The organism is Phaeobacter sp. A36a-5a, from assembly GCF_037911135.1.
Taxonomy (GTDB): Bacteria; Pseudomonadota; Alphaproteobacteria; order Rhodobacterales; family Rhodobacteraceae; genus Phaeobacter; species Phaeobacter bryozoorum.
On record NZ_JBBLYU010000002.1, the window covers coordinates 369,807 to 396,162 of the forward strand.

The window sequence follows — 26,356 nt, forward strand, 5'->3', positions numbered from 1 at the left end:
GAGTTGAGCAGCCCTGCCGAGAGACGCCCCGGCAGGTTGACTTTTCGTAGGACTCAGGGGATGAATAAGTGGTCGGTCGCTATCGACGCTTATTCAAAAGGCCTTCCTGTTGGCGCAGGAGGGTCTTTTATTTTCCCGATGTCAGGATTTACTTGCCGCGCTGTCCTCCTCTGCTGGATAACGGTCGGGGAAGAGCTCGGCCGGTGTTGTCTCGACAGCATCGGCAAGGGCTTTTTCGATTTTCAAAGACCTGCGCAGACCTTGGCTGACCAGCGTAACCGTCGAACGCAGAACTTCGAGCTCGCGGGCGACCGAGGCAATGGGCTTGCCACGTAGCCGTAGCTCCATTTTCAGGCGTTCATGAGCTGGGTTCACTGTGTGTGACATCGACGCTGTAACCATGGTTGCTGAGACTTCGTGATCCGGAGGGAATCAGCTATCAACGAGTCAGTCAAGGATAACTGTTTTAAATCAGGTGGTTAAAAAATACGGTGAAATTCCCAAGATTGTTGCCTTGGGGATTTTACCGGAGTTTTCGGCCAAGGGAGGCCTGGATGGCGGTCGCAAAAAACTGTCTGGCAGTCGCTGGCGAAACCGTCTTCATCTTTGCCAATGGTGAAGGAGAAGGCGTGCATCATTCTGAACTACTCGATCTGATGACGAGCACCCGGTCCTTGGCTGAGGTTCGTAAACGCTTTACGGCTAGCCGCTCCAACCTAATCAATACGCTGGATCATTTCGGATACGACTTTAACAATCTGCTCAAGGAGCAGTTCCAAGAGGGACTTCGAGACGCCGCGTTGGCAAAGCTCCATGGAGTTGATGCGAAATGGATAGCTGAGAAGCGGCGGTCTTTGGGCTTTGCGAGCAAACCAGGGAGGGCGCGTATTAAGTTTTCGACGGATAAAATCATGCGGGCCTACGAAGCAGCCGGAAGCTACGTTGGAGCGGCGGCGCTGCTCGGCATCAATCGGAAGACCTTCAAGAAACTATACCTATGTGCCCTGGAAAATGGTGATCAGATCGAGCACCGATCTAGCGCGTTGGCCGAACGCGTAGCAGCATTACAAGAGAAAGCAATGGCACTCGGTCTCACTGCAACTTTGACTGAAGCGGAACTGAAAGCCTTTATGGATGATCAATGGGATGAGGGCGACTAGCCGCCTGAGGGTCCAGCCCAAGGCGACCTGAAATACATTCTTAGCCAGATCGAGCCCGACCGTGATGTTTCTGACATGACCGCTCTCCTTTGTGGATCGTTGCAGACCCTCCTTGGCACATGGATGCCGTCGGGAGGGGCAGGATGGCTCCGGCCTGGTGCCGCCTGCCGGCACTAGGCTGGAGCCCAGTCGCGAGCTGAAGGCTCGGGATTTGCCCGTTCTGGACCGGCCGTTCATGCCGTGCGCGGCGAAATTTAACTTTGAGCCCAACCTCACCGATGCTGCGGAACGCATGAACGACCGCTTGTTGATGCTATCGCCGGATCAGCCAGTCGGCCTTCCCTTGGAAAAGAACAACAGAGCCTATGATCGCAGCAGCGGCCAATGCGCTGAACCATGTCAACTGATCGCCGAAGGTGCAGGCCCCGATGATCGCTGCGAAAAACATTGAGATATAGTTGGCAAACGAGACGTATATCGCACCGTGATCACGCGCGATTTTGAGATAGAGCATTAATGCTCCGCCTTCGCAAAGGATGATCAGTGCCATGGCAGGCGGGTTGAGGGACGCCTCTATCCAAATTGACAACCCGCCCATCGTCAACCCACCCGCAAGAACGGCGAGTGAAAAGATCAGCGCCTGTGCATGAGCAACCTGGATGGCATCGGCGGCGACTGGCCATTTGGTTGCAACGAATACCGTGTTTGCTGCGTAGAGGACGGGTACACCTAACGCGATTGCGATCCAGATCATGTCCGCGCGGCCCGTTTGGGAAGGTTGCACGGTATCCCATATGAGGAACAGCGCCCCGATAAAGCCAAGCAGAACAGCAGAGACCGCATTCTTGCTCAGGGCTTCGTGCCCCACAACTGCCGATATGGCCAATGTCACAATCGGCATTGTAGCGATGATTACGATCAGTACGAAGACGGGCAAATGTGGGGCAACCAGAATTTCGAGCGTGAAGGGAAAAATGAAACCAAACACGCCGCTCAAGATGTAGAAGATAGTCGTTGCTTTGCTCAATGATGGCCAGTTGCCGCGCATCAGTGCAACGGCAGTGAACAGGATAGCGATGCCAATAATCGAGACGCCGACAACCACATGAACCGGGATGCCGGAAAGCCCGGCGGATTTGATCGCGGAAAGGCGTGTGGCCCAGAGCAATCCAAGCGAAACAAGAAGAATAGCTTTGGTCAATGGGTTCACTCAACTCACTTGGACGGCCAGCATGGCCGCGAACCCGAGCAGAACGAGGCCAGAACAAACGCGAAATGCGTCGTAGCGCGTCTGTGTCAGGAAACGTTCCCGGACCTTGTCAGCCAAGAGCGCATATGTGCAGAGCGATAGGATGGAAAGCCCGCAGTAGGTCAAAACCAGCACCGTCGATTGAGGCCAAAGCGACCGGGCCGGGTCCAGGACTTGTGGGAATAGTGCAAGATAGAACAACAGCGCCTTGGGGTTTGCCAAAGCCAGTAGAAATGCTTCGCGAAAAAGGAGCCGTGGCGGCACAAATTGGACCAGACCCTTTCCCAGAGCAATGGGTTCACGCCTGATCATCAGTTTCAGACCGAGCCCGCCCAGATAGGCGACCCCAAGCCAACGAAAAATCGCCCAAAGAATTTCTGACGTGACTACGAACGCGGCCACCCCGCCCGCACATAGGAGGCCACCAACTGCGAGGCCCAGTGCATTGCCTAAGATCGTCGGCAGCACCGGCACGAACCCGAGCTGCAATGCCCGTCTGAGCGTGTTGAGGTTGGCAGGCCCCGGCGTCACGATGTTGGCGGCTGATATTGTCGCGTACGAAAGCCATAGTGCCCATGCCATATCTCAAACTCCGTTCCGGCGCGCCCATGATGATGCGCTATGGCGGAGTTTAGACAGACACGCGGTCGAAATACTTTGCATGTCGAAAGTTAATTCGAGATTATCTCGTCATATCGAAAGCAATCCACCAAGACGCCCTCATTATGGAAATCACACTTGATCAACTTGACCGCTCACTCCTTCAGGAACTGAGCCGTGACGCCAGATTGAGCTGGCGCGAACTTGCCGCAATGACCGGGGTGTCGGCCCCGACCGTACGGGACCGCATCAGGCGGCTCGAAGACACAGGCGTCATCACAGGTTTTGGTCTCGAGTTGTCGCCGAAAGCGCTTGGCTACACCCTAGAGGCGATTGTGCGCATCAAACCCTTTCCTGGAAAGGTTCATTTGCTCGCCGAAAAGATCATCACATCAGATCGCATCGTGCAGTGTGACAAGGTCACTGGCGAGGATGCGTTCGTTGCGCGCATGCTGCTCAAGGATATCTCTGAAATGGACAGTTTGCTGGAAGAGTTTTCAACACACGCATCCACGCAAACAGCAGTTGTCAAATCCAGCCCGGTGCGCATGCGGCCACCGCCGCTTGAGTGAAATGTTTGCAACCCAAAAGGCCTGACTGGGTTGTTGATTTTGAGTAGAGCGGACCTTCGCGCAGCCGCAGCGAAAGCTCGGAAAGTCCCGCTCACTGCTAGTCCAAGCCCAACCAGGCGAACGGCCCCTGTCTCGGAGATCAGCCATTCACGCCTGGCGCGGCGAACTTGCGGCATGAGCCCGTAGCACACCTACAAGCCGACAGCTTCTCGCTGCATGAAGCAGTGGATCTCGGAGCTACTGATCTCTTTGAAACCATGCCGCCGGTAGAGCGAGCCTACCGGGTTCCAGTGCAAATACTCCAATCTAACAGGTAGCCGCAGGCTATCGGCCACCGCGAGACAGTGCGCGAGAATAGTCGAACCGGCTCCCTGGCCTTGATGCTCTGGGAACAAATAGAACTCTCCGAAGCGCACGTGATCCGACTGCCTCTGAAGCGAAAGCGTTCCAAGTCTCTGTTCCGAGCGCCTTATCTCGAAAAATGGCTTCTCGCTGTAATGACGCTCATGCAGGTCGCGTTGGAATGCTTCATCCCAAGGCCAGCGTTTGATGATGTGCGGCCCCATGGCCGCTCGTTTAGCTTGCGAAAGCAAAGGCAATGTCGCCGGGATCGCTGCCAAGCCGAGGGAATTTCATATCAGGAGGGAGGTCAGGCAATTCCATGCCACGAACCTTTTCAGATCATGGCTGTGCCTGCAATGTCCGGCTCACCGCCAATTCACGCGCGACCAGGTGAACGGCCCCTGTCTCCGAGGGCGGCCATTCATGCCTGGCGCGGCGAAGGTTTCCCGCATGTCCGAAAGGGGATCCTTTACCGGACGATTTTGAACTCGCATCTGGCCTCCGCTGCTGCTGGGGAAACATCGTCTCGATAGATTGGTACGATTTGTTTATCGCTGAGCGGACCTCTTGCGTTACATTTCTCCTATGGCAGACCTTCGCATCGGCTATGCCCGCTGTTCTACCGACGCTCAGGATCTCGCCGCGCAGCGTGCGGAACTGGAATCCCTCGGCGTTGCCCCCGATCGCATTTACACCGACCACGGATTCACCGGGCGCAACCGCGACCGGCCTGGACTAGCTCAGGCGTTGGCTGCCGTGCGCGCAGGCGACACGCTGGTTGTTCCCAAGCTCGACCGGCTGGCCCGCTCAGTGCCGGACGCGCGCGACATCGCCGACGGTCTAGCTGAGCGCGGGGTGCGCCTCGCGCTAGGCAGCACGGTCTACGACCCGGCTGATCCGATGGGACGGATGTTCTTCAATGTGCTGGCGACCTTCGCTGAGTTCGAAGCCGACCTAATCCGGCTTCGCACTCGCGAGGGCATGGCGGTGGCCCGCGCCAAAGGGAAGCTGAGGGGCAAGAAACCAAAGCTTTCCGACCGGCAGGCGGCGGAGCTGAAACGGATGCACGCAACTGGGGAGTATTCGGTGTCGGACTTGGCCGAGCTCTTCTCTGTCTCGCGACCAACCGTCTATCGCACGCTGGCGCGGCAGGGGCCGAAACGTTGATGGCCGACGACCCCTGCCAACCCTTTACAGCCGACCCTTCCAGCGACGGCACGGAGTCTACAGTGGGCAGGATGGGCGGGTGGACGAAGCCGCTCGCGCGGCAGGGGCGGCTGTGGCGGGCGCACCTCGCTGATCTGACCCCCCCTGTGCATTTGGGAATGACCGGATCTGTCTGATGATTGGGACCTTCTCAATCCACAGACAGGAGGGTCCCATGAAGGATCATAGAACCACGCCGCTGCGCGCGCGGATGATCGAGGACATGCGCATCCGTGGCATGGGCGAGAGCGCCCAGAAAGCCCATATTCGGGCGATGAAGGATTTCGCGGGATACCTCGGGCATGCGCCCGATACAGCGACGCCGGAAGAGCTTCGGGCCTACCAGTTGCACATGACCGATACCGGCGTCTCGGCCTCGACGTTCAACGTGCGGATCTCATCGCTGCGGTTCTTCCTCGGCATCACATGCGGCCGCGAGGAGATGAAGCGGTACATGCAGTTCCGAAGCAAACCCCGGAAGTTGCCGATCGTCCTCAGCGTCGAAGAGGTGGGCGACCTGATGGCCGCGGTGCCCGGACCCGGGCTGAAGTACCGTGCGGCCCTGGGTATCAGCTACGGAGCAGGTCTGCGGGCCTCCGAGGTCTGCAATCTCAAGGTCACGGATATCGACTGTGACCGGATGCTGATCCACGTCGAGGACGGCAAGGGCAGCCGGGACCGCAAGGCGATGCTGTCGCCGGGGCTGCTGGAGCTTTTGCGCGACTATTGGCGCGAGGCGCGGCCGGAGGGCTGGCTGTTCCCGGGCAAGCCGAAGATCAACCCGCTGTCACCGCGGCAACTGAACCGGGCGTTCACGTCCGCAAAACACATGGCGGGGATCAACAAGCCCGCAACCCTGCACACGCTCCGCCATAGCTTCGCGACGCATCTGCTGGAGGCGGGGACGGATGTGCGGATCATCCAGGTTTTGCTGGGCCACGCCAAGCTCAGCACCACCGCCCGCTACGCGCATGTGGCCACCAAGACGATCCGCTCCACCGTCAGCCCGTACAAACGTCTGAAGGAGCTGCAGGACCACACTCTCCGGCGCGGACTGGTGTGACCTGACGCCGGGGGTGCCCGGGCGGCCGGGACTGGAGCTTGCTGACATCTTCCGAAGACACGGACCCGCGTGGCGGCGGGCCAATGCCGGGCATGTCAGCCTAACCCAGCTCAAGGTGATGTCGGCGATCGAGGCCTGCCGGACCGAGGTGCTCGGCGGGCATGTCGCTGCGTGCGGAAAATGCGGTCACCGGCACATCGCCTACAATTCCTGCAAGAACCGGCACTGCCCGAAGTGCCAGGGACCAGCCGCACGTGACTGGATGGCCGCGCGGGCCGAGGACTTGCTGCCGGTCGAGTACTTCCACGAGGTCTTCACCCTGCCGGCCGAGATCGCGCAAATCGCTTACTGGAACAAGAAGGCAGTCTACAGCCTGCTGTTCCGCGCCTCGGCTGAGACCGTGGCGACCATCGCCGCGGATCCCCGGCATCTCGGCGCCCGGGTCGGCATGACCAGCGTGCTCCACACCTGGGGCTCGGCGCTGACCCACCATCCGCATGTCCACATGATCGTGCCCGGCGGCGGCCTGTCGCCGGACGGCACAAAATGGATCGCCTGCCGCCCCGGGTTCTTCCTGCCGGTGCGCGGCCTCTCCCGGTTATTCCGGCGACTCTTCCTCGAAGGGCTGGCGGTCCTGCACAAGGTGGGCGCGCTTCAGTTCTTCGGCGACCTCAAAAACCTGGCTCAGGCCGGCGCTTTTGCCACCTACCTCGCCCCGCTGCGCAAGACCGAGTGGGTCATCTACGCCAAACCGCCCTTCGGCGGCCCCGAGGCCGTGCTCGCCTATCTCAGCCGATACACGCACCGCGTGGCGATCTCGAACCATCGCCTGATCAGCGCCGATGCTGCGGCCGTGGCATTCCGCTGGAAGGACTACCGCATCAAGCACGGCGACCGGCAAAAGGTGATGCGCCTCGAGACCGGCGAGTTCATCCGCCGGTTCCTGATCCACGTCCTGCCCGATGGATTCCACCGCATCCGGCACTACGGGCTGCTGGCCAGCGCGGCTCGCAAGGCCACCATCGCCCGCATCCGCAGATTGCTCGGCGAGGCGCCGCAGGACCCGGACCCGCAGGAGAGTGCTGAGGTCATCCCACTCACACTGCGCGAACCGTGCCCCTGCTGTGGCGGGGCGATGCGCATCATCGAGATCTTCCGCCGCGGTCAGAAGCCGCCATCTCGAGCACCACCCCGGGAGCAGGCCGCATGACGCAACGCCCGTCTCAAACGCGCGAAACTCACCAGCTGCCGCCCGCAGGCTGGACCGCTCCTGGCCTGCCCGTTACTGCGCTTTGCTCAGGAAAATGCAATCAACTGTTCCGCCGGCATCCGAAACCCACGCCCCCAGTCGTCCGAGCGACCTCCAGTGATAGGCACGCCATGTCCGGTCGGTGGCCAGACCCCACCCCCGCAATCACCCGCAGCACGCTTTCCCCATAGACAGCGCCCGGGTCCCGCGGCTTCCTCCTTCCGAGGTTTGTCAACGCGGGCCGACGCCCGCAGACGCCCCGCTGTCACGCAGCGGCCCGCATCGAAAAACCTTCAGGATTCCGGACGTTCGCCGCAGGTGCAACGCGATCGGATAGAACTGCAAAAGCGGACCTTTGGCGCTTTCGAACACATCCACGTTACACAGCAAAGGTGCGCGACTGCTGTATCGACTGCGCAAGCTCGCGGCAATCTTTCAACTCGCATCCTCAGGAGATTGAAGGGATGCTAGGATTGGCCAGGGCTTCCCGGACGCTAAGTCGGGATGCCGAGGCTCCGACTCTGGGGCACCGTGCTCATCCCGGAGATTGTCAATCAGGTCAAGACAGCGAGCAGCGGGGTCATCTTTGCCACCATTGCTTGTCACTGCCAGTAACTTCCCACGCAGTTCAACTGCTGGGACGGGCACGATATTGTAAGCATTCTCCCAGTTTTCCACCGGGACGTGTTCTGTGACTGCGTTTTGGATCGACTGCCAAGTCATGAACGCTTTTCCTGTTTTCATCTCAAAATCGATCAGCATCAGGACGTCTTCGGTGCTAGGGTCTTCGGCAACTGCGGCAGCGAGCGAGGCAAGCTGCTTCGTTGTCGGCCCATCCTTTAAGAGGTCGCGGACATGAGCCCGGACTTCGGAAAACTCCGAGATCAAGCTACTCAGTTCGCGTCTCCAATGCCATCCGTCGTATGAACTGCCATCGATCGCACCGCTGACGGTCAGCTCGATAAGGCGGCGAGCGGCGGACACGGTGCCAAACCGCAACACGGTCTCGCGCCACGCATGGTTTCGATAAAAGCGTGGGTCGTCTTCGGCGAGAATGAAAGTCACGTCTTCAGTTTTGTCCAAAGACGAACTACGGAGTCCGTGAACCATCTCTTCGAGCATTCGTGGATTACGCTGCGCCTCCGGCATGCTGCTTACGATGGCGGGCAAGTTGGTGACGGGGGTAGCGAATGGCAAAAGGCGCAACCAATCGCGTAGCTGATACGCGTCGCTCTGTGTCAGGATCCAAGTCTCCTTCTCGGCCGCCTCGAAGGTCTCAGCTATGCCGTTGGCCACGAGGTTTATATCGATGTCCTCGCCAGAGAGAACCAGCGACAACAATAAGGCTGCGCGCGCTTGCCGCGGCGCGAGAGCAATTAGCTTACTGATCGTCGCGGCACGTTGGCCGTCAGGAAGCCGTGCTCCTACAATGCCGAGCGCAACTGCAAGCTTCACTTGCGCATCTGACGAACCATCGACAATCAATGTCTCGATTGCGCCGAAGATAGCCTCCGCTTCGATAGATGTCGCGGCGGGATCGGTGGCCCGGGCCTCCCGGCGCGTTTCGACGCGCGAGAAATCTACGCCGATCAGGAACTTCTTGTCGTCTTTGGGTTCATTTGCCTCAGACCACTGGGCAGCCAGCACACGCGCCGCGAGCTCGCCAAAGTGCTCATCCGTCAGGTATTCACGCATCAGCGCTGCGGTCTCCGGCACATTCATCGCCAAGAACGCTCGTTGGTACTCATGCATGTGTGGATGCTGCGCTTCGTGCATAGCGTCGCGATCCTTCCAGCCGCTCGCGGTGGCTTTTTCGCGGAAAACCCGATAGCGATGTAAATTGTCGTCAAGCATTCTCTTCAAGAGTGGAAGATGCGCGACGGACGGTGCGCGGCTCATCATCGTTGCAATGGTAGCTACGCGCCAGCGCTTCTCATCCCCTCCGGCGAGCATGCGCTCAGCCCATTCGCACGCCAGCTTGCCGATTCCAGCCAAGGCTTCTTCGCTAAAGGGTCGCGCCCGTTCTTCATCGCCGTTGGTCTCGCGGGAAAACAGCGCGGCCAGTTGAACGATTTCTTCAATATCGGCATCTGCCGCCCGCGCCTCAATCGCGGCTACCAGATTTGCGCCCGGCGTATGGCCGATGCGGTCGCGCAGACCGTGATAGCGATCACCTGCAGCCTGATTGTATTTTCCGCTGGCATCGCGCACGACTTTTCCAGCAGCAAGATACGCGTCGATCAGCCGACCAACAGCGGTTGGTCCAAGCACTGAGGAGGCAGCTTCAGCGTGGTCGTCGTGGCGGTTTGTCTCTTCGAGGGCAATTTCGAGCAGTTCGTCGTCCTCAAGGGCAAAGCCGGCGGCGGCAAGAACATTATCCGCGCCGTAGAAGAGCTCGCGGCGTTCGCGCAGGCGACGCAGCAACCCACTAGCGAGAGCCTGGGGATAGCGTTCTCGTACTTCGTACAATAGATGCCTATCGCTATCGCGCTTGCGGTCGATCTCCATTTCCGCAACAAACTCAGCAATGTCGGCATCGCATTCATCTCCGCGTGGCGAGTAGATGAGCGTACGCAGGCGCTCAATGTGCGATATTCCGGCAGCAGTGCGTCTTTCGCGCGCTCGCTCGAGTTCTTGCTGGACAGCGTCGACTGCAATGTCGTCGAGGTGACCCTTTCGGGCGAGGATGTCGTAGGTCGCGTCGCCCGCGTCCTCTAGTAAGTCGGCGACGTGACGGTCCGCCCGTCGAAATGACAGCGCATCGACAACCGTCGCTTTCACTTCCGGCTCGCTGTCACTCCTCGCTATTGCGGTCGCAAGATCGAGGCCGTCAATTCCGCTATTCGATGCGATTTCATGCAGTACATGCTTGCGGATTTCCGATGGCAATGAAGCAATCCGCGTAGGCGCGTCACTCCCAAGTACGGAGGGACGAAACTGCTTCGCCGCCCGGAGCGCGTGCAGGTGCACCTGATCGTCCGCGTGCGTGACAAGTGGCCAAACAAGATCGCTGAATTCCGGCCTGCCGGACGCAATCATGAAACGCACCGCACGATCCACCTTGCTTGGCGCGTGCCACTGCTCGGCGAGGCTCCGCATTTCGGTGCCAATCGGTGCCCATACCTCGTCAGTGGCGCGGAATATCATTTCGCCCGCGAAGACAGGATCGACTTCAAAAGCTGTGCAGATGGCGGCGCTGCATGCGGCCCTATATACGGCGTCCCCGCGTGCGCACCGTTCGATTGCGAACAGAACTGCTTCTTCCCAAGGCCGCTGATTGAGCACGTCGACCTTAAGTTTTTCGCTTGCTGCCGGATCGCTGACGGCCTGCAGTATCAGTCGCTCGACGTAGTGTGAGGCGTACCATTCCTGAAATTGCTGGTGCTGAAACGAGTAGCCCGGCGTGTCGCCGGAGCGCGTCAGAACGTGATTGCTGACAAGCGTGTCGAGCAACGTGTCGGGCTGAGTGGAGATGGTGATTTGTCCGTCGTCCAGCAGAACCCGCGCGGTGTTAGCGACCGATTTGCGCGCGTTGCTGTCCGTGATCGCCGTGTTGGCCGTTGTCGTTGCAAATACGGCGAGGTTATCCAAATAGTCCTGCTGGAAGCCGAGGGCCACGGCATGAAGCGCAGCCGCACTGCGGGCTTCCTGTTCGTGTGCGGCAATGAAGCGCCGTAGCACTTCTTCCTTTGTTGTCGGAAAAGGCGTGCCCTCGGGCAGCGAAAGAAGTGCCGTGAGGTAGAGTGGGATGGTCACAAGATCCCGGACACCCGCTGTCCGCCAAGCCTGATCAACGAGTTGTGCGCCAGCGTCGCCCCGCAAGCCGTGCGCGATCTCCATTTGCTGATCGTCGTCAAGCGGCAGTAAGTCGACCCTCGTCCCGCTGAACGGAATGTCGAGCGCTTGCTTGCGTGTGGAAATGACAAGACCGAGCTCGGGCAATTCAGCCTTGAGCGCAGTGATTTGCACGCGGGCGCGTTCACGTGCGGCGGCATCCAGTTCGTTCCAGCCGTCAATAAGCAGAACGACACCGGGGTTCGCCGCGACGGCGTGGAAATCCTGCTCGGAAATTCCGTTGAACGCGGGGCGTTTCAGGATGGATGCGAGCAATGCGACGCCTTCGGTGGACCAATCTCCCAGCGGCACGATAAGCGGCGTGCCATTGCCGTTTTCCAACAGACCTTCAGCCATCTGAAAAAGAGTTGTCGTCTTTCCCATTCCGGGCGCCGCGACAAGGATAAGGTCATCCAGTTTGGTCACCGCGTCGGCAAGTGCGCTCGTACTGAGCGCCTCGTCCACATGCTTCACCTTTAACGTCAGCGTGAGTGCCACTTTCGTGCCTGGCCATTTGGGTGTTCGACGGAACACGACCAAGTCCGCAGCGGCGGCTTTTTGAAAGCGCGCAGTGATTTCCGAAACGGTCGGCGGCATGGTCGGACCGAAGGGAAGCTTGTCGATAACGCTGCGCCACATGTCCTCAGAGTGCTTCTGCTTCCAAGAGTGCAGTAATGCCTCAGTGAAAATGGGATCATCTGAATCAATTGCCTTTGCACAGTCTTGGCAAAGCCAAATCCCGTTCTCTTGCGATTTCCTTTGTTCGGGCGTCATTTCGGCGCGATAACGGCGCGCACCAACTCCGGGGGCTGCAGCACAGATATGAGCGGCAACTCCAATATTCACCTCCTTTGAGCCATTGCTGGTCGGCGCTGACGTCAGCTTCCTGCAACTGGGATTGCTACAATGATACCGGGCTTGCTTCGCTAGGCGATTCTTGGTCGCCTGAGAAAAGTCGTCCCTGTTGTTACTCTTGGCCATCGACGGTCTGCTCGGATTTGGTCGTGTGTCAACGTTCTATATTTCGCCCGCCGGTGGATTTGTTGCGGATCTCGGATGAAATCAAAAGCAGAGAAAGATACTCTGCTTCCTCGACGATTTTGCTTAAAGTTCCGCCAATCGCAGCCTGCGCTTCTGCGGCGAAATCAACGTCCCCAGTTCGCAGATGCTCGATCAATTCGGACACATCCGATTGCAGGGCTTGGTCAAAAGCATTGAGCCGCCGGGTCAGTTCCTCGTACTTTCTTTCGAAGGCAGCCTCCAAACTCCGACGGGCAGCAATCTCTTCTTCGGGACGAGTCTCATCGCCGAGCCGTTGTTGATCCATTGCTCCAAGTTCGCTGGCAAGGCTCAGCACCTCCCCAAACATGCTTGCCATAACAGATGGGGCTTGTGGCAATCCGAGTTGTTCAGCCCAGAAGGCAGCTCCTTCCACGTCGGGAAGGAGGGTCTGGTAACCAGACTTTGCGAGCGACGGGAACGCGATATCCTCAATGTAAGGCATGATTGTCAGGTGGATAGACGAGTCCATCAATGACCGCACGAGTTCGGCTTGTTCAGCGAGCGTGATCACCGCATCCGCAATGTCGGGCGCAGGTAACAGCGCGAGAACGTCTGCTGGCGGCCACGGCAGAATACCCTTGGCGTTAGCGCGAAGATGGAACTGTGCGACGATCCCGGTTTCCTCTACCAGGCGCTCAATTTCTGCCTTTCGCTGAGCTAGTCGTGATTCCCCGGCAGTTTTGGCAGAGAGGGATACGAGCCGAACGGAGTTGCCTACTCGCGCGCCTTTGCCGCGCGCCGACCAAGTTACCGCTGGCGCCTGCTTCCTTTCATGGGCTTCTCCGGCCAGAACTCGCAACGTCTCCAATAGCGTCTTAAGTCGAGTAAGCACCGGTGGAGGACCGTCGGCGACGAGATGCCAAGGCTCTTCGGCAATTGCAGTGTCGACATCGGCGATGAGATCGCTCAACCAGGCAATGAATGCACCAGCTTGGTCGGGCAGTATTGCGAACCTCTTGACGAGATTGACGCTTGCGCTGTGCAGGAGGTTCTGGAACTTGGTGACGGCGGTGTTAGCCTCTCCGTGCCCCGCGCCTGACGCTTCCAATGATGAAACAGCGGGAGGTGTCAGTGCTTCAGTATCCGCATTCAGTGAGTTCAGCTTGTCGGCGAGGTTGCCGAGTGCATCCTTTCCTCGAAAATGTGCGTCGAAGACCTTCTCCAAGGTCGGCACAAGGGCATCGAGAATTGCCACGCCTCTGGCAAGATAGTCGCTATAGCTCGGAGCGGCGACGCGGCGGGAAATCAGATCACCCCACCGCCGATTCCACTGAGGAACTGACGGAGGGGGTAGATTTTCTCGGGGAATCCGCTTTGTTGCGAGCGGCAACTGGGCAAGGCCTGCTAATTCGCCACTTGCAGTAATAGCGTTGGACACCGCAATGTCAGCCGACGGACACAGTGCCAATATCCGCTCACACAAACTTACAACCGCGTCGTGCGGATTTTTCTGTACAGAGCCGGCAACGTACCAAAGATCGCAACGGACGATCACTCCATCATCGGCATCTTCGATTGTTACAGGCCCGGCCCAAGCTGTCTCTGCCTGAATCCGTGCGAACAGCGCCTCTTGCCCAACCTCGGCGACCCAATCACTGGCGATCTCACGATCCAGGGCGGACAAGGTGCCCATCAGAGACCCCAAGAGATCGAGATTGGCATTCAAGAGGCCTTCTGGAGCCTGCATGAGACTCGCCCGCACCGCGGCTGGCAATGGCATTCCGACCAACGCAGCGAGAAGCTCATCTAAGCTCGCCAAATCCGCTGTCTCGACCAGGACAGACAAGACAGAGGGTGACATACGCTCCATCAACAGGCGGCGAGGGTCGTCTTCCGGCGAACCTTTGATCTGCGGAAGTCGATCCGCTGCGGCCTGGACCTCAGGGATGATGCTGAGACCACTCAGATCAATACCCGCAATCCCGAACATTGCGGCGCTTCCGACTTGCGTTCGCGGCAGCGCACGCACTTCAGGCGTTTCCAGCCATTCGTCGACGCCCAAGGAAACACGGCCTGAACCTAAACCCCGGAGCGCTGAGGCCAGTGCCCGCGCATCCTGTTCGTCCTTCAAGCGGGCAATCAGGCCATTGAGCACCGTTGGAGCAGGCAAGCGCCGCGCAGATAGCGTGTCCGCGACCAACGGCTCGAGATCAGCGGCGGGCACACTCGCGATCGTCCGTTCGAAACTCGTTTCGAGGGTCGGCAATGTTGTCTGGTGCGTGAGCTGCAGCAATTCTTCGGATCGAAGCTGGTGTAGGCCGGTGACCGCGCCCGGAGCAGGTGAACGAACCAGATGTTCCTGGATGAGGCGCTGTAAGGCGCGTGACAGATCGGCCTCACTGACTGAGAGCGCACGCGCCAATCGCGATGCATCGACTTCAGCATTCGCTGTGCCTGCCCAGGCGCCGGATCGCAGAATATCCAGTTCAAGGGAACGCTTCGGATCTGAAACTCTGGCTGCAACCTGGTCGGCGAGGAGTTCGTGCATCCTCTGTCCGCGCGTCAGGATATGGACATATTCGAGAAGAAGGCCATCGCTCATCTTCCACGGCTCGTACCAACCTGCCCAGTTCGTCTTTTCGGCTTCGCGCAGTTCTCGCCAGAGTCGTTCTGCGAGTTCGTCATCGGGATCGGCGCGTATTTCGGCCGCCCGCGCTCGCTCTGCAATCAGCGTAACATCTTCTTCCCGGACCGAACCGAGCAGGACGACGCCGGGCACAGACATCGCCTCTTTGAGCAAGGCGCCCCAGCTTTCCGGCCCATTCCTGCCGACATCATCCATGACAAAGCCTAAGGGACTGCCTTCTGAAGCGCGAAACGTCCGGATCAACTGGCGCAGAGATGGAATATCCTCCGCGCTCGGACGACGGATACGAAACCACCGCACCGTATGGCGCAACGTGTTGGCGACTTCCCACATTAAAGCGGATTTTCCGGCCCCTGACGGCCCGACGATCAACGCGGCCCGGCGTTGTTCAATACCATCCACCGAAGCCGACCTGCTTCGGGGGCGTTCGGCCACCAAACCTGCCGCGATGTGACCGGGTTCTACATCGACCCCGAGATAGAAGTTTGGGTCGTTGAGAGGCGTAAGGAAATCTACCGGTTCGCAGACGCCATCCCTGAGGGCGCGTTCGATCGCGTCAATGTCGATAGCGGCCAAGACATCGCGGATTGACGTTTCGGTGTCGGAGATCGAAACGCCACGATAGTTCTCCGGCGCTAACCGGCCATTTGCGTCTGCCAGAGCACCCACGCGGACCAGCAGATCGGCAAAGCACATCTGGGCTGCGATCGGGGCGCAGTTCAATCGATCTACGATCAGGCTGATCGCCCATTCCTGCGGTGAAGTCGCCACGACGATTGATGTTTGTGGGAGAAGATCGGAAGCCCCACTGAACTTTGAAAGTCTTGTGCTGATCGGACCTTCGATTGAGCGGACTGCGGGGTGGTCGTTGAGGGGGTTGAGGCCCGCCACCTCCCGCTCAAGAACGAGTTCCAGTCGCTGCGGCTGCGGTGCGGAGCCAAGCGACCGTTTCCACAGATCTTCTATGTGTCCGGCCGTCTCGCCTTCTGTATAGTCCCCAAGGTGTTCCCGCCGGCTCTTGACCTGGACAAAGCTCGTTGCTTGGCCACGCAGCTCAATATCGTCGCCACCTTCCGGGATCACGATGGCGGGCGCTTGCTGACCAGCCCATATTTCTACCGCTAACCAAGCGGACACGGCGTCCTGGTAACGAAAACCCCGGCCTGCATTGGATCCGGCCCTGGATGCAGCCTTGGCCGGTATGGACGGAGATCCTGAGGCGCTGAGCCTGGTTTTCTTCTTTGTTTTCCGGGCCAATCAAGTCACCACAAGGTCATAATCAATGACCTCAAAACATACAGAATTTGCCCCGGAAGAACAGGTTTTTTGGCAAGTAGCCAGGGCATCTAGTTTCGAGGTAGACTGCATTCGGCGTTGATATGCGCAAACTGATCGAAGGAGTGGAAACAGGTGTTATCGTCGGTCCTTTCGATATTCGGACTTGGGCAAAAACACACTCATGCCGTCAGCGCCAAGTATTCCGAAGCGACCCAATTGAACGCTGAATTCGAGCTCAACCTCAACAATACGATTGAGCTGCTGAGGTCAGAACAATTACATTTAAGACATCGTATTGCAGCCATCTGTGAGCATCCAGATGACGAAAGCACCCTTTTAGGTCAGGTCAATCCGCTTATTGAACAATTGATATCGGAAACAGAAGTCGGTCTAACAACCTCGCAGAACACTCAGGTTACGATCTCAAATAGCTCCCGCTTTGCTTCAATGCGAAAATGGGATGAGTGTTTGGGTATTCTTCACCGGCAGGTCGCCGCACCTCGGCACCAATTCAACCGCGTCGAAAGGGTTATTGGTCAGTTTCATCGTGTACTTGATAATGTTCAACAAGAAGACAAAACACTAGAAGGATTTGAAGAGAGCACGAAGTCGATTGAATTAGACTAGTCTCCCAAAAATACGAGAAGGCAAGCGCAGTGTCGACCTGCTGGTTCGGATGCTTCCGACGGGAGGCTTGACCTTGCTCGTTTCTCGACGAATACTGCCGTTGGCCTGACGCGTAGGCCGGTGTGCCCGCCATGCGAAGCAAAGCGACGCGATATTGACTTCATTGATACCATGCCGTTGGCAGGGTCCGATGAGCAGCGGGCACCTTTTCGGATCCAGCTCGGAAATGGATCATGAAACCGAACTATTCTGTAAAGAAGCTCAAGGAACTCTCAAAGCGCTACGCGCGTGCGCAACGGGTGCCATTACACAAAGCACGCGACACTGTCGCAGAGAGGCTAGGGTTCCCTCATTGGAATGATGTGACAAAGGCGAACAAGGCTGGTTGGAGCCCGACACCGGCGCAACTATCAGACATAGAGAACCTACTCAGGGACACGCTCCCTTGCAGTCAATCTGGGCGACCCGAAGATGAGCCATATATCGATGCTTCGCTTCTTGGAGAACATGCTCAACACGGCACTCTTGACGGACACGAATACTGGATCTCCGTGTCGCTAGGCGATGTACATATGTACGGGACAGGTTGGCACCTTCATGTGCCAGAGGCACCAAACAGCGCACCGCGTCTAGAGGTAGCCGAGCAGATTGAACATGAGGCTCCAATTTACGATGCCCAATTTCAGCAGAAGGCGCTAGAAATTGCAGGCGCAAGGGCAAAACAGGTTCGCGCAGGAATTGCATCAGATTGGCCGAGACGGTCCACCAAACCAGATAAAGACGGTCTCGTCCGCCATCCCATAAGCGGAAGCGACTCAGATAAATGGTACTGTCTGCATTGCGATTCATCTATGAGTGGCGAACAAATCGCCAAGAGCCTTTGGCATTGCCCCAATTGCGACGCGTCCCCCACCGATATCCACGAGAACCCTTGGTGGGTTGAAGATGGTGATGCTGGACCCAAACCAATCAGGGACGGGGATAGTCAACGGCGACCTGAACTGGTCGTCGATGTTGCAGACACTCGGCTAAAACTGGAGCTCGACGCCGACAAGATAACACTGCTGATCCGAAGCGCACTTGTTGAAGATGCCTTAAACGCAACCGAGCGTCTGGGTGCGTTATCTGCAGACATTACTGTACTCGAGGACCATGACGTCTGGATAACTTTTGATGAGGATCTTTGGCCCGAGCACAAGGAACCGGTGTCGGCCCTCGCGGTTGCCGCTCTTCTAGGAATTAGTGTTGAGCAAGAACTGTGCCTAAGACAGTTACCCTTTGCGTGGCCGGGATTGGGCGAACATACCTCCAGTACCGCTGAGTACACGAAAATGATGCTCGAAGCGTATGCTAGTCAACGGTCCGACAAATCTGTCGACTGACCATTGATCGGGAGAAGGAAGGTTGCGGGCGAGATCTCCGCAGCTTTCCTCGCTGTGCATGTGTTTCTCACCGCTGATACCTCGTTAGCTTTCAAGAGGAAGTGATGATCGGTAAGAACTTCTGACGGCAAGATGAACGTCTGCTTTGGGGAAGTTGCGGCGCAGCAACTTCAATCAGGACGAAAGACTGTTTTGGGCCGTGAGTGTCGGGCAGCGGGAGGCCGGAGGGACCATGCGGTTTGTCTGCTTCAGCAGTTTCGCCACGGCATCTAGAGATGACGGTCAATTTGCCAGTTGCTTACAGAAAAAGCCGGCGCGTGTTACAATGTCGGCGCGCGGCAGCTCCGTGATTTTGTATCCGAGGGCGGTGTAGGCCTCTGAACCGCACCGGGTTTGCCGGAGGCTTCAACTCCTGAGTAGGATGAAGTCACAATGAGCAAGACAACAAACAAGTATTCTCCTGAGGTCCGCGAGCGTGCGGTGCGTCTGGTGCTGGACAACCAGGGCCAGCACAGTTCCCGCTGGCAGGCAATCATGTCGATCTCTGCGAAGATCGGCTGTTCGGCGCACACGCTGAATGAGTGGGTGAAGAAGGCGGAAGTCGACAGCGGCAAGCGGGCGGGTGTTCCAACTGATGTCGCCGACAGGATGAAGGCGCTTGAGCGGGAGAACCGCGAACTGCGCCAGGCGAACGAGATCCTCCGCAAGGCATCGGCGTATTTTGCGATGGCGGAGCTCGACCGCCGGTCGAAGTGATGGTGTCATTTATCGACATGCATCGCGGTGAGCATGGGGTCGAGCCGATCTGCACTGTCCTGCCGATTGCCCCTTCCACGTATTACGAGCATCTGGCGAAGCGGGCCAATCCGGCCCGGTTGTCGGACCGTGCCCGGCGTGACGCGGCATTGCGGCCCGAGATCCTGCGTATTTTCGAAGAGAACTGGCGGGTCTATGGCGTGCGGAAGATCTGGCGGCAATTGCAGCGGGAGGGTTTCACTGTTGCCCGCTGCACGGTCGCCCGGCTGATGAAGAGCATGGGTATGCAAGGCATCATCCGGGGCAAGCCGCACAAAACCACGGTGCCCGACAAAAGGGCCCCGTGCCCGCTGGACAAGGTGAACCGGCAGTTCCGTGTGCCCGCGCCCAACATGCTCTGGGTCAGCGATTTCACCTATGTTGCCACCTGGAAGGGGTTCACCTATGTCGCCTTCGTTATCGATGCCTATGCCCGCAAGATCGTTGGTTGGCGTGTCAGCACCTCGGCGCATGCCGGGTTCGTTATCGATGCTCTGGAGCAGGCTGTTCACGAGCGGCGGCCGACAAAGGCGATGGGGCTTGTTCACCACTCCGACCGCGGCAGCCAATACCTGTCGATCAAGTACACAGAGCGGTTGGGAGAAGCTGGTATCGAGCCCTCTGTCGGCAGCGTCGGAGACAGTTACGACAATGCCCTGGCCGAGACGATCAACGGCTTGTTCAAGGCTGAGGTCATTCACCGCCGCGGCCCTTGGCGCAACTGCGAGGCGGTGGAATACGCAACACTCGAATGGGTGGATTGGTTCAACAACCGCCGCCTGCTCGAACCCATTGGGAACATCCCGCCGGCAGAAGCAGAGGCCAATTTCTACACCGCTCTGGAAACTGAGGGCATTGCCGCGTAACTAACTGAAATCAGCCTCCGGTAAACCCGGTGCGGTTCACCCGCTGCAAGTTCCGGTGTGACCACAGCCCAGCCCTTGCTCCTTGCTCGACAGTAGGTGGCCCAAGGGGCATTCATGGAAAGCTTGTTGAGTTCCCACTCCTTGATCCCGAGCTGAGACGCGAGGTTCACCGTTAGCTCTCGCTGCAACGCGTCGTATCGTCCCGTGATTTCTTTGCGGGCTTCCTGGCTAGGGTTAGTGTCCAGCTCGGCATCACGCTGGTGAGACAAGGCGCGTTGTGCCGCCTTCATCTCGCACCACTGTCCGATTGCTTCGGCGTTATTGCGAAGTTGAGAGGCTGTCGTGACAGCCGGTCCATCGGAAACGGGCGCGGGTGCCGTTGCAGCCGAAGCTGTTTCTACGCGGTCAGTGGCACTCTCCAGTGCGAGCGGTACTGATGCCTTGTCGCCGCTGGCGTCAGCCGTCTCCTCGTCCAATACCACGCCCAGAGCAGCGGTACACACAAGAGCGCTGAAGGCAGAGCCTGCGGCCAGTCGCGCTCCCTTCCTGCGACGGCTTCTGAATAGAAGCATGACGAGCCCGACAAGTACGGCAATGGAGGAGGCAACAATAGCTAGAGATAGAATAGTAGTAACGACACTCACGTTTAATACTCCCAACGGTCCAAAGAAATGGTCACCAGAGAGCCTCTGGTGACCGGGGAGTTCGTAAGCCGCCCGTAGACAGCCGCTACGGCCTTTAAGCCGAGGCTCTGGACATACGCCGCAGCCTCCCCGACCATAAAGGTTGAGGAGGTGGCATTACGGCTGACACCAGCCGCTACGGGAGGGGTTACGACGCCCCGAGACCACGCCGTTTTACGCAGTCCTGTCAGTATTTTACTCTGTGCCAGAGCCTAACTCAAGGAGAATGGGGTGTGGCTGACAGGTCATCTCGAGGCTTGCGCGGGGGTGTGGCGGTCGCTTTGCCGTGGTGCGCAGCAATGGTTCACATGGGGCTGACATCAGAGACATGCCCACTGCCTGAGCTATGCATCAGTATCACGCTCAGATGCGCCTTCGCCACCGTGCACCTCAGCACGAAGCACCTGCCCGGCGCGATGGTACTCCTCGGCTAGAGTGCGCACGCGACCACGGATCGGGGCTAGTAGCACTCGACGCCTTCGCAGAAGATGTACTCTTTGGCTGAACCGAAATGGTGACAGTGATGGACGCTCGTTGTGTATCAGGCCTGCCACTTCCACTGTGGCCGCCAACAGCAAATATGCCGCGCATCATTTGTATGTGCACCGGGGTTCAATCCACTGCGATAGTACGGAGTTATTTTTGGCGCAGGGGCTCCGGGCGGTGATAGATGGCACCTGCCGTATCGCGGCATGTTTCGAACTTGGCTTGGACTTCCATCAGCACCTCTAGTTGGTCTTCCAGCTCATCAAACCTGTTGAAAATTTCATCCCAAGACATGTCTAGGCCTTGTCGTTGCTCAAGCACGTCTAGAGTGTTCTGCTTGCCTGCCTCATGGGCCTTGATGAGAAACTCTAAGTTGGCAAGTTCAGAGCGTGTATTATCGAGGTCCCGGCTGAGGTGGTCTTCGAAGAACTCATAGCGTGTTTCGAGATGCTCATGCCTGTTCTGAAAGTCTTGCTCCCAAGCGACAGCGCGCTTGGTGCTAAGCCAGGGCCACCGGTCTGCTGTAGTCGTATGTCGCCAATGATCAGAAGGCTGTGAGTTTGTAGCCGACTTCCCAAACAGTATCTCCTCGGGCGCGCCTCCTTTATTGAACCTTCTGCGTACCGTATCGGGCTTCAAATCGAACTCGCGACACCAATCGGTGACGGTCTTCGTTTGCCCCTTATAGGTGAGCACTTTCGTGCGCTTCTGGTTGGAGGCTTGCTGCGCCTTGGTCAGCCATCTACACTTGTCTGGGCTGTACTCAGGGTCATGCGGGTCTATTCGGTCAAGCGTCATGCCTGGTTCGGGCATGAGACCAATCAGCCGTAGAAAGTCGCCGAAGTCCAATATGCTGGGGTGAACGACTGCGCCGTCACGGCGACGGCTCTTCATGTTCTTCCAGCTCTGGTACTCCTGAGGGTACTTATTCTTCAGCTCTGTTCGCGAAAGACCTTCAAGGTCACGTTCAAAATCGTTGTCGTCAGGCATCGTACATTTTCTAATCAAGAGGACGGTTTTCTTAGGGACATGCATCCCGTCCCGTAGAAAACTATCCGATAGCGCAACGGATACAATCTAAGCGTACATGTGTCCATGAGCGGCTAATGTTCACCGTCAGCGTAGTGATGGCAAGTGTGATGCAAATGATCGAGCGTCAGGCCCTCGTATCTGACCTTGGCAACCTCGCTAGCGGCTGCCTTAAGCGCAAGGCTCGACGCATAGTGATCTGCAGTATCCTTAGATGACCAACCACCGACTTGACGAATGATATCCGGGTTTGCATTGGCATAAGACATCGCCCCACGAAAGCAGTATCGAAAGCTGTGAAACACCTTCGAGCGGTCACTGATGCCAAGGCCGCGAATGTACCTGCCAAACCAGTCGCCCACGTTGCGGGAGACTTTGCCGTCACTGCGAGCCGGTAGTTCTGGGAAAAGATAGTGCTGCCCTTCAGCTTTGCGCCGTTGGTGAAAATCAAGAAGCCCCAACCTTACCAACTCAGGGTGTATTGGGATGCGACGCACGGAGTTGTCATTCTTGAGGTGCTTCCTGCGCCCGGTTTCCAACTGGTCAGTCTCTTCAGCAATGTCCCACTCTGTCGAGATGAAGGGGATACCGTCCTGCTCTCCGATAGCGGCGACCTCAAGCTGGCAAATCTCTTGCAGTCGCATACCGGAGAAGAGTGCAATCAAAGGCACCCAGTAGCGCGCGTGCATAGGAAAGGCTTCTGGATCGAAGCTCATGCGCGTCCGCGCTGGGCTGGCGTTTTCCTTATACGCCTTGCCGAAGATCATGCTCAACTCAGCATCGGTAAACGGTCCACGCTTCTTCAGGCTGGGTGGGTTGGCAGATCGGGCCTTAAGGCCGAGCGCCACGTTCTTGTCAGCAATCTCCTCAACCACGCAGAACTGCAAGAAGGCCCTGAAGTTTGAGAAGTGCTTGTTCAAAGTAGCGGGTGCGATAGTTTGGCCCTCAGCCATCTCATTGGCGCGGCTGGCCTCTGGAGCGGTCATGTGCCGGAACTCAGAGTGCTTGGCGGCATTGGGGGGAAGGTGCTCCAACATATGCAGGAAGTCGCGCGCATCCTGCCGTGTGATGTCCCGGATCGGTTTGTCCGACCCGAAGAAGTCCTTCATCATCTCACCGAAGGCTTTGAGGTATTCGACAGACTTGAGCCGTAGCTTGCGCTTGTCGGACAGATACTGCTCGAATGTATCCCGCAGGCAGGCGCAGCATTCTGAATGCGCCACAGAGTGTGTGGCCAAGGCGGCGCTGGGCGCAAGCTCTGGCGTGAAGTCGCCGCGATAGCGATCAAGGCTTTTGCGTTCTGATCTGAGGGCTTGGCGCATCAGCAAACTGGTTAGTGTGCTGCGTTTGTCACTGGACAAGTCAAAGCCGTGCTCCATGAGAAGCGCTTTTGCCCGCTGCTGGAAAGCCCCCAAGGCCGATGTGTCGCCGTTCTGGATGACAGCGATGTCCTCCAGCGTGTTGTTTAGCGCCGCTCTCTGCGCCTCGGGATCACCAAGTAGCTCGGTTGCGTTGCGTTCCGCATCGGCCTCGATCTGGGCAAAGTAGGCTTCGGAAAGTGCAGTCAGGTCTTGCTCAGTCGCAGCGACGGGCTCGTGACTATAGGCGGAACGGATGACTTGGAATGCCGTTTCCAGTTCGTTGCGGAGCGCGAAGTAGGGGGCCTTGGCATCAGTGAGTTTGCGCACTTTGAGCGTCCGCTTGAACTCCTTCTTCACGCTGAGCGGCTGGCCGCGCTTTGTACTGGTCAGCGCATCTCGCCATTTACTCAGCCGTGCACCCGGGTTCACTGCAAGAGCTTTCCAGACCGATGGATCACCCTCAATCAGCGCTGCAATGTCTTGCGGTATGCGCATTCGGACGGCGTAAACACCGCTCGGCTTTCGAACTAGGCCGGGATATGCAGACAAGTCTTCCACACCTCGTGTGTACCACCAATGTGTACCACTCGGGAAGATAAAGCTGTTTGATTTCAATGACCTCCTAAAGCATCAAGTACTTAGAAGGTGTTTGGTGGAGCCTAGCGGGATCGAACCGCTGACCTCCTGCATGCCATGCAGGCGCTCTCCCAGCTGAGCTAAGGCCCCAAACCGCCGCGTTTCGTTTCCGTCTCGCGGTGTGTGACGGTGATTTAAGGGAGGCTGGCGCGGGCCGCAAGCGGAAAATGCACCATCGTCCGAGATTTTTTTGGCAGCTGAATTTCGGCTGTAATTCTGGCTGTCCGGGGGAGGTGGCAGCACCTCCCCCAAGGGCCGTGTGGCCTTAGGAATCGTCGTCTTCAGAGGCGACGTCGGCGATATCTTCAAGCGAGACGTTGTCCTCGTCGTCATCGTCATCCAGGACGTCGTCGCCCAGATCCAGATCGACGTCATCTGCATCATCAAGCACCGCGTCATCGCCGTCGGTGTTTTCCTTGGCCTTGCGGCTTGCCGCGTCTTCGGCGTCGGCTTCGATCATCCGGCTTTTGCTGTTGTTCAGTTCGACCACCTCGCCAGTGTATGGGCTGATGATCGGGTTCTTGTTCAGGTCATAAAAACGTTTGCCGGTTGTCGGGCAAACGCGCTTTACACCCCATTCTTCATTGGGCATGTGGATCCCCTTGATTTTCTGCTGAGTCGGTTCGACGATTCAGGTGCCTTGCCATATGCGCCGGGTGCTGTCAAAGCCTTTGCCAAAAGGGGAGGTCGCCATGGCTGATCATCACCTGCCCGGAGATCCGCCGGTTCCGCTGACGCTGCGCCGCTCGGCGCGGGCGCGGCGGATCAGTTTGCGGATCTCCGGGCTGGACGGGCGGGTGACGCTGACGCTGCCGGCGCGGGTGCCAGAGCGAGAGGCGCTGGCCTTTGCCCAGGAAAAGGAAGACTGGATCCGCGGCCATCTGGCGCGGCACCCGGATCCCATAGAGGTAGGCTATGGCAGCCTGCTGCCCATTGACGGGCAACCGCGACGGGTGGTGGCTGGAACCGGGCGTCGCCTGCTGTTGCAGCCGGGACAACTGGCGGTGCCGGGGGCGGTGAACGGGGCGGGGCCGGGGCGCCGCATCCAGCGCTACCTGCAAGAGCTGGCCCGCGACCGGCTGGCGGCGGCGTCGGATCAATATGCGGCGGCGCTGGGCCGCAGCTATTGCCGGATCAGCCTGCGGGATACGCGGTCGCGATGGGGATCCTGTTCCTCCGATGGCGCGCTGATGTACTCTTGGCGGCTGATCCTGGCGCCACCGGAGGTGCTGCGCTACGTCGCGGCGCATGAGGTGGCCCACCTGGCGGAGATGAATCACTCACCGGCCTTCTGGGCCATCGTCCGAGAGCTTTACGGGCCATATGACGGGGCGCGTGGCTGGCTGCGCAGCGAAGGCAACCACCTGCATCGCTACCGGTTCTGACGGCGCCGGGGGGCGCGGGGGAGGGCTCAGGGCCTCACGCTGTGAGAGCTGTTGACGTGACGTGGTTTTGTGATCACAAGGACTTCATGTCCAATCCCGTTCGCCCCACCGCCGAGCCGCCCACAGGGTCCGCCCATGATCGGGTCTACCGTACCTTGCGCACGCGGATCATGCATGGCGAGATGACGCCGGGGGAGGCGCTGACCCTGCGGGGGATTGGTCGCGAGTTTGATGTGTCGATGACGCCGGCCCGCGAATCGGTACGGCGGCTGGTGGCTGAGGGGGCGCTGTTCCTGTCGTCTTCGGGCCGGGTGTCGACGCCGGAGCTGACAAACGAGCGGATCGAAGAACTGGCGGCCCTGCGCGCGCTGATCGAGGTGGAGCTGGCCAGCCGGGCGCTGCCGCGTGCGCATATTGCCCTGATCGACCGGTTGCAAAGCATAAATACCAATGTGGCCGAGATGATCTCCAAGCGCGATGCGGTGGGCTATATCCGCACCAATCTGGAGTTTCACCGGACGCTTTATCTGCGGGCGCAGGCGCCAGCGATGCTGGCCATGGCAGAGACCGTCTGGTTGCAGCTGGGCCCGACCATGCGGGCGCTCTACGGGCGGTTGCGGCGGACCGAGCCGCCGCAGAACCACAAGCTGATCATTGCCGCGCTGAAGGCGGGGGATGAGCCGGGATTGCGGCTGGCGGTCCGGTCTGACGTGACCCAGGGGCTGCGGCTGCTGGCAGGGTGAACGCCGGATCTGCGGTGTCCCAATGTCGGCCGGGTGCTCCCGGCGGCTCCGGCCAATTATAACAATTGTCCTCGCAGTTGGGCCTGGCCCGGCGCCATGCGCCGGGCCAGGCCCAAGGCCGCCAGCGGCAGCGGCGTAAGCCGGTGACGCGTGGCCGCGGG

The 26,356-nt window shown here is 58.6% G+C and carries 19 protein-coding genes, 1 tRNA gene and 1 other annotated feature; of the genes, 10 read left to right on the plus strand and 10 right to left on the minus strand.

Annotated features, from left to right (window positions below; all coding sequences use genetic code 11):
• Positions 1–141 precede the first annotated feature (141 nt).
• Entirely contained in the window at positions 142–387 is a 246-nt protein-coding gene (locus WLQ66_RS12440) for a helix-turn-helix domain-containing protein (protein WP_340546665.1), read from the minus strand.
• A gap of 167 nt (positions 388–554) precedes the next feature.
• Here WLQ66_RS12440 and WLQ66_RS12445 point away from each other — a divergent pair, with 167 nt between their 5' ends.
• Positions 555–1,160 carry a hypothetical protein gene (locus WLQ66_RS12445; RefSeq protein WP_340546666.1) on the plus strand — a complete coding sequence of 202 codons (606 nt, stop codon included), beginning with the start codon at positions 555–557 and terminating at the stop codon, positions 1,158–1,160.
• 313 nt (positions 1,161–1,473) lie between these two features.
• Here the strand turns inward: WLQ66_RS12445 and WLQ66_RS12450 are convergent, their stop codons facing one another.
• On the minus strand, positions 1,474–2,370 hold the full coding sequence (locus WLQ66_RS12450; protein ID WP_340546667.1) for a DMT family transporter: 897 nt from the start codon (positions 2,368–2,370) through the stop codon (positions 1,474–1,476).
• A complete protein-coding gene (locus tag WLQ66_RS12455) occupies positions 2,371–2,991 on the minus strand; it encodes a LysE family translocator (protein ID WP_340546668.1) in 621 nt (206 codons plus the stop codon).
• A 143-nt stretch (positions 2,992–3,134) separates the two neighbouring features.
• Between WLQ66_RS12455 and WLQ66_RS12460 the strand changes: the two genes are divergently transcribed.
• Positions 3,135–3,581, plus strand: a complete 447-nt coding sequence (locus WLQ66_RS12460; RefSeq protein WP_340546669.1) for an Lrp/AsnC family transcriptional regulator — start codon at positions 3,135–3,137, stop codon at positions 3,579–3,581.
• Positions 3,582–3,772: 191 nt separating this feature from the next.
• Here the strand turns inward: WLQ66_RS12460 and WLQ66_RS12465 are convergent, their stop codons facing one another.
• Positions 3,773–4,147 carry a GNAT family N-acetyltransferase gene (locus tag WLQ66_RS12465; protein ID WP_340546670.1) on the minus strand — a complete coding sequence of 125 codons (375 nt, stop codon included), beginning with the start codon at positions 4,145–4,147 and terminating at the stop codon, positions 3,773–3,775.
• A 361-nt stretch (positions 4,148–4,508) separates the two neighbouring features.
• Here WLQ66_RS12465 and WLQ66_RS12470 point away from each other — a divergent pair, with 361 nt between their 5' ends.
• From WLQ66_RS12470 to WLQ66_RS12480, 3 genes are all read left to right on the plus strand, one after another.
• Complete coding sequence (locus WLQ66_RS12470) at positions 4,509–5,090, plus strand: recombinase family protein (protein ID WP_340546671.1); 582 nt, start codon at positions 4,509–4,511, stop codon at positions 5,088–5,090.
• A 214-nt stretch (positions 5,091–5,304) separates the two neighbouring features.
• Complete coding sequence (locus tag WLQ66_RS12475; protein ID WP_340546672.1) at positions 5,305–6,192, plus strand: tyrosine-type recombinase/integrase; 888 nt, start codon at positions 5,305–5,307, stop codon at positions 6,190–6,192.
• Positions 6,193–6,205: 13 nt separating this feature from the next.
• On the plus strand, positions 6,206–7,402 hold the full coding sequence (locus WLQ66_RS12480; protein WP_340546673.1) for an IS91 family transposase: 1,197 nt from the start codon (positions 6,206–6,208) through the stop codon (positions 7,400–7,402).
• 474 nt (positions 7,403–7,876) lie between these two features.
• Here WLQ66_RS12480 and WLQ66_RS12485 read toward each other — a convergent pair whose 3' ends face one another.
• Both WLQ66_RS12485 and WLQ66_RS12490 read right to left on the minus strand, forming a co-directional pair.
• Complete coding sequence (locus WLQ66_RS12485) at positions 7,877–12,256, minus strand: NACHT domain-containing protein (RefSeq protein ID WP_340546674.1); 4,380 nt, start codon at positions 12,254–12,256, stop codon at positions 7,877–7,879.
• Positions 12,257–12,284: 28 nt separating this feature from the next.
• A complete protein-coding gene (locus WLQ66_RS12490) occupies positions 12,285–16,181 on the minus strand; it encodes a hypothetical protein (RefSeq protein ID WP_340546675.1) in 3,897 nt (1,298 codons plus the stop codon).
• A 153-nt stretch (positions 16,182–16,334) separates the two neighbouring features.
• On the opposite strand from WLQ66_RS12490, the gene WLQ66_RS12495 reads away from it, so the two are divergent.
• The 3 genes from WLQ66_RS12495 (at position 16,335) to WLQ66_RS12505 (ending at position 19,872) form a co-directional block, all read left to right on the plus strand.
• Entirely contained in the window at positions 16,335–16,829 is a 495-nt protein-coding gene (locus WLQ66_RS12495) for a hypothetical protein (protein WP_340546676.1), read from the plus strand.
• 233 nt (positions 16,830–17,062) lie between these two features.
• Positions 17,063–18,211, plus strand: a complete 1,149-nt coding sequence (locus WLQ66_RS12500) for a P-loop NTPase family protein (protein ID WP_340546677.1) — start codon at positions 17,063–17,065, stop codon at positions 18,209–18,211.
• Between the two features lie 432 nt (positions 18,212–18,643).
• Positions 18,644–19,872, plus strand: a protein-coding gene (locus WLQ66_RS12505; RefSeq protein ID WP_340546359.1) for an IS3 family transposase whose coding sequence is annotated in 2 segments (ribosomal slippage) — positions 18,644–18,932 and positions 18,932–19,872 — 1,230 coding nt in all. Because the reading frame shifts where the segments join, the coding sequence is not laid out codon by codon here.
• Positions 18,925–19,041 (plus strand) — a sequence feature (AL1L pseudoknot). It overlaps the preceding gene by 117 nt.
• A 1,319-nt stretch (positions 19,873–21,191) precedes the next feature.
• Here the strand turns inward: WLQ66_RS12505 and WLQ66_RS12510 are convergent.
• The 4 genes from WLQ66_RS12510 to WLQ66_RS12525 form a co-directional block, all read right to left on the minus strand.
• Positions 21,192–22,031, minus strand: a complete 840-nt coding sequence (locus tag WLQ66_RS12510) for a hypothetical protein (RefSeq protein ID WP_340546678.1) — start codon at positions 22,029–22,031, stop codon at positions 21,192–21,194.
• Positions 22,032–22,144: 113 nt separating this feature from the next.
• Entirely contained in the window at positions 22,145–23,980 is a 1,836-nt protein-coding gene (locus WLQ66_RS12515) for a site-specific integrase (protein ID WP_340546679.1), read from the minus strand.
• A gap of 101 nt (positions 23,981–24,081) precedes the next feature.
• Positions 24,082–24,157: transfer RNA gene (locus tag WLQ66_RS12520), tRNA-Ala, on the minus strand.
• A 175-nt stretch (positions 24,158–24,332) separates the two neighbouring features.
• Positions 24,333–24,659: a TIGR02300 family protein gene (locus tag WLQ66_RS12525; protein ID WP_340546680.1), complete on the minus strand. Its 327-nt coding sequence runs from the start codon at positions 24,657–24,659 to the stop codon at positions 24,333–24,335.
• 100 nt (positions 24,660–24,759) lie between these two features.
• Here WLQ66_RS12525 and WLQ66_RS12530 point away from each other — a divergent pair, with 100 nt between their 5' ends.
• Together WLQ66_RS12530 and WLQ66_RS12535 are read left to right on the plus strand one after the other, a co-directional pair.
• A complete protein-coding gene (locus tag WLQ66_RS12530; protein WP_340546681.1) occupies positions 24,760–25,452 on the plus strand; it encodes a M48 family metallopeptidase in 693 nt (230 codons plus the stop codon).
• Between the two features lie 86 nt (positions 25,453–25,538).
• On the plus strand, positions 25,539–26,195 hold the full coding sequence (locus tag WLQ66_RS12535) for a GntR family transcriptional regulator (protein ID WP_340546682.1): 657 nt from the start codon (positions 25,539–25,541) through the stop codon (positions 26,193–26,195).
• The last annotated feature ends 161 nt before the right edge of the window (positions 26,196–26,356 follow it).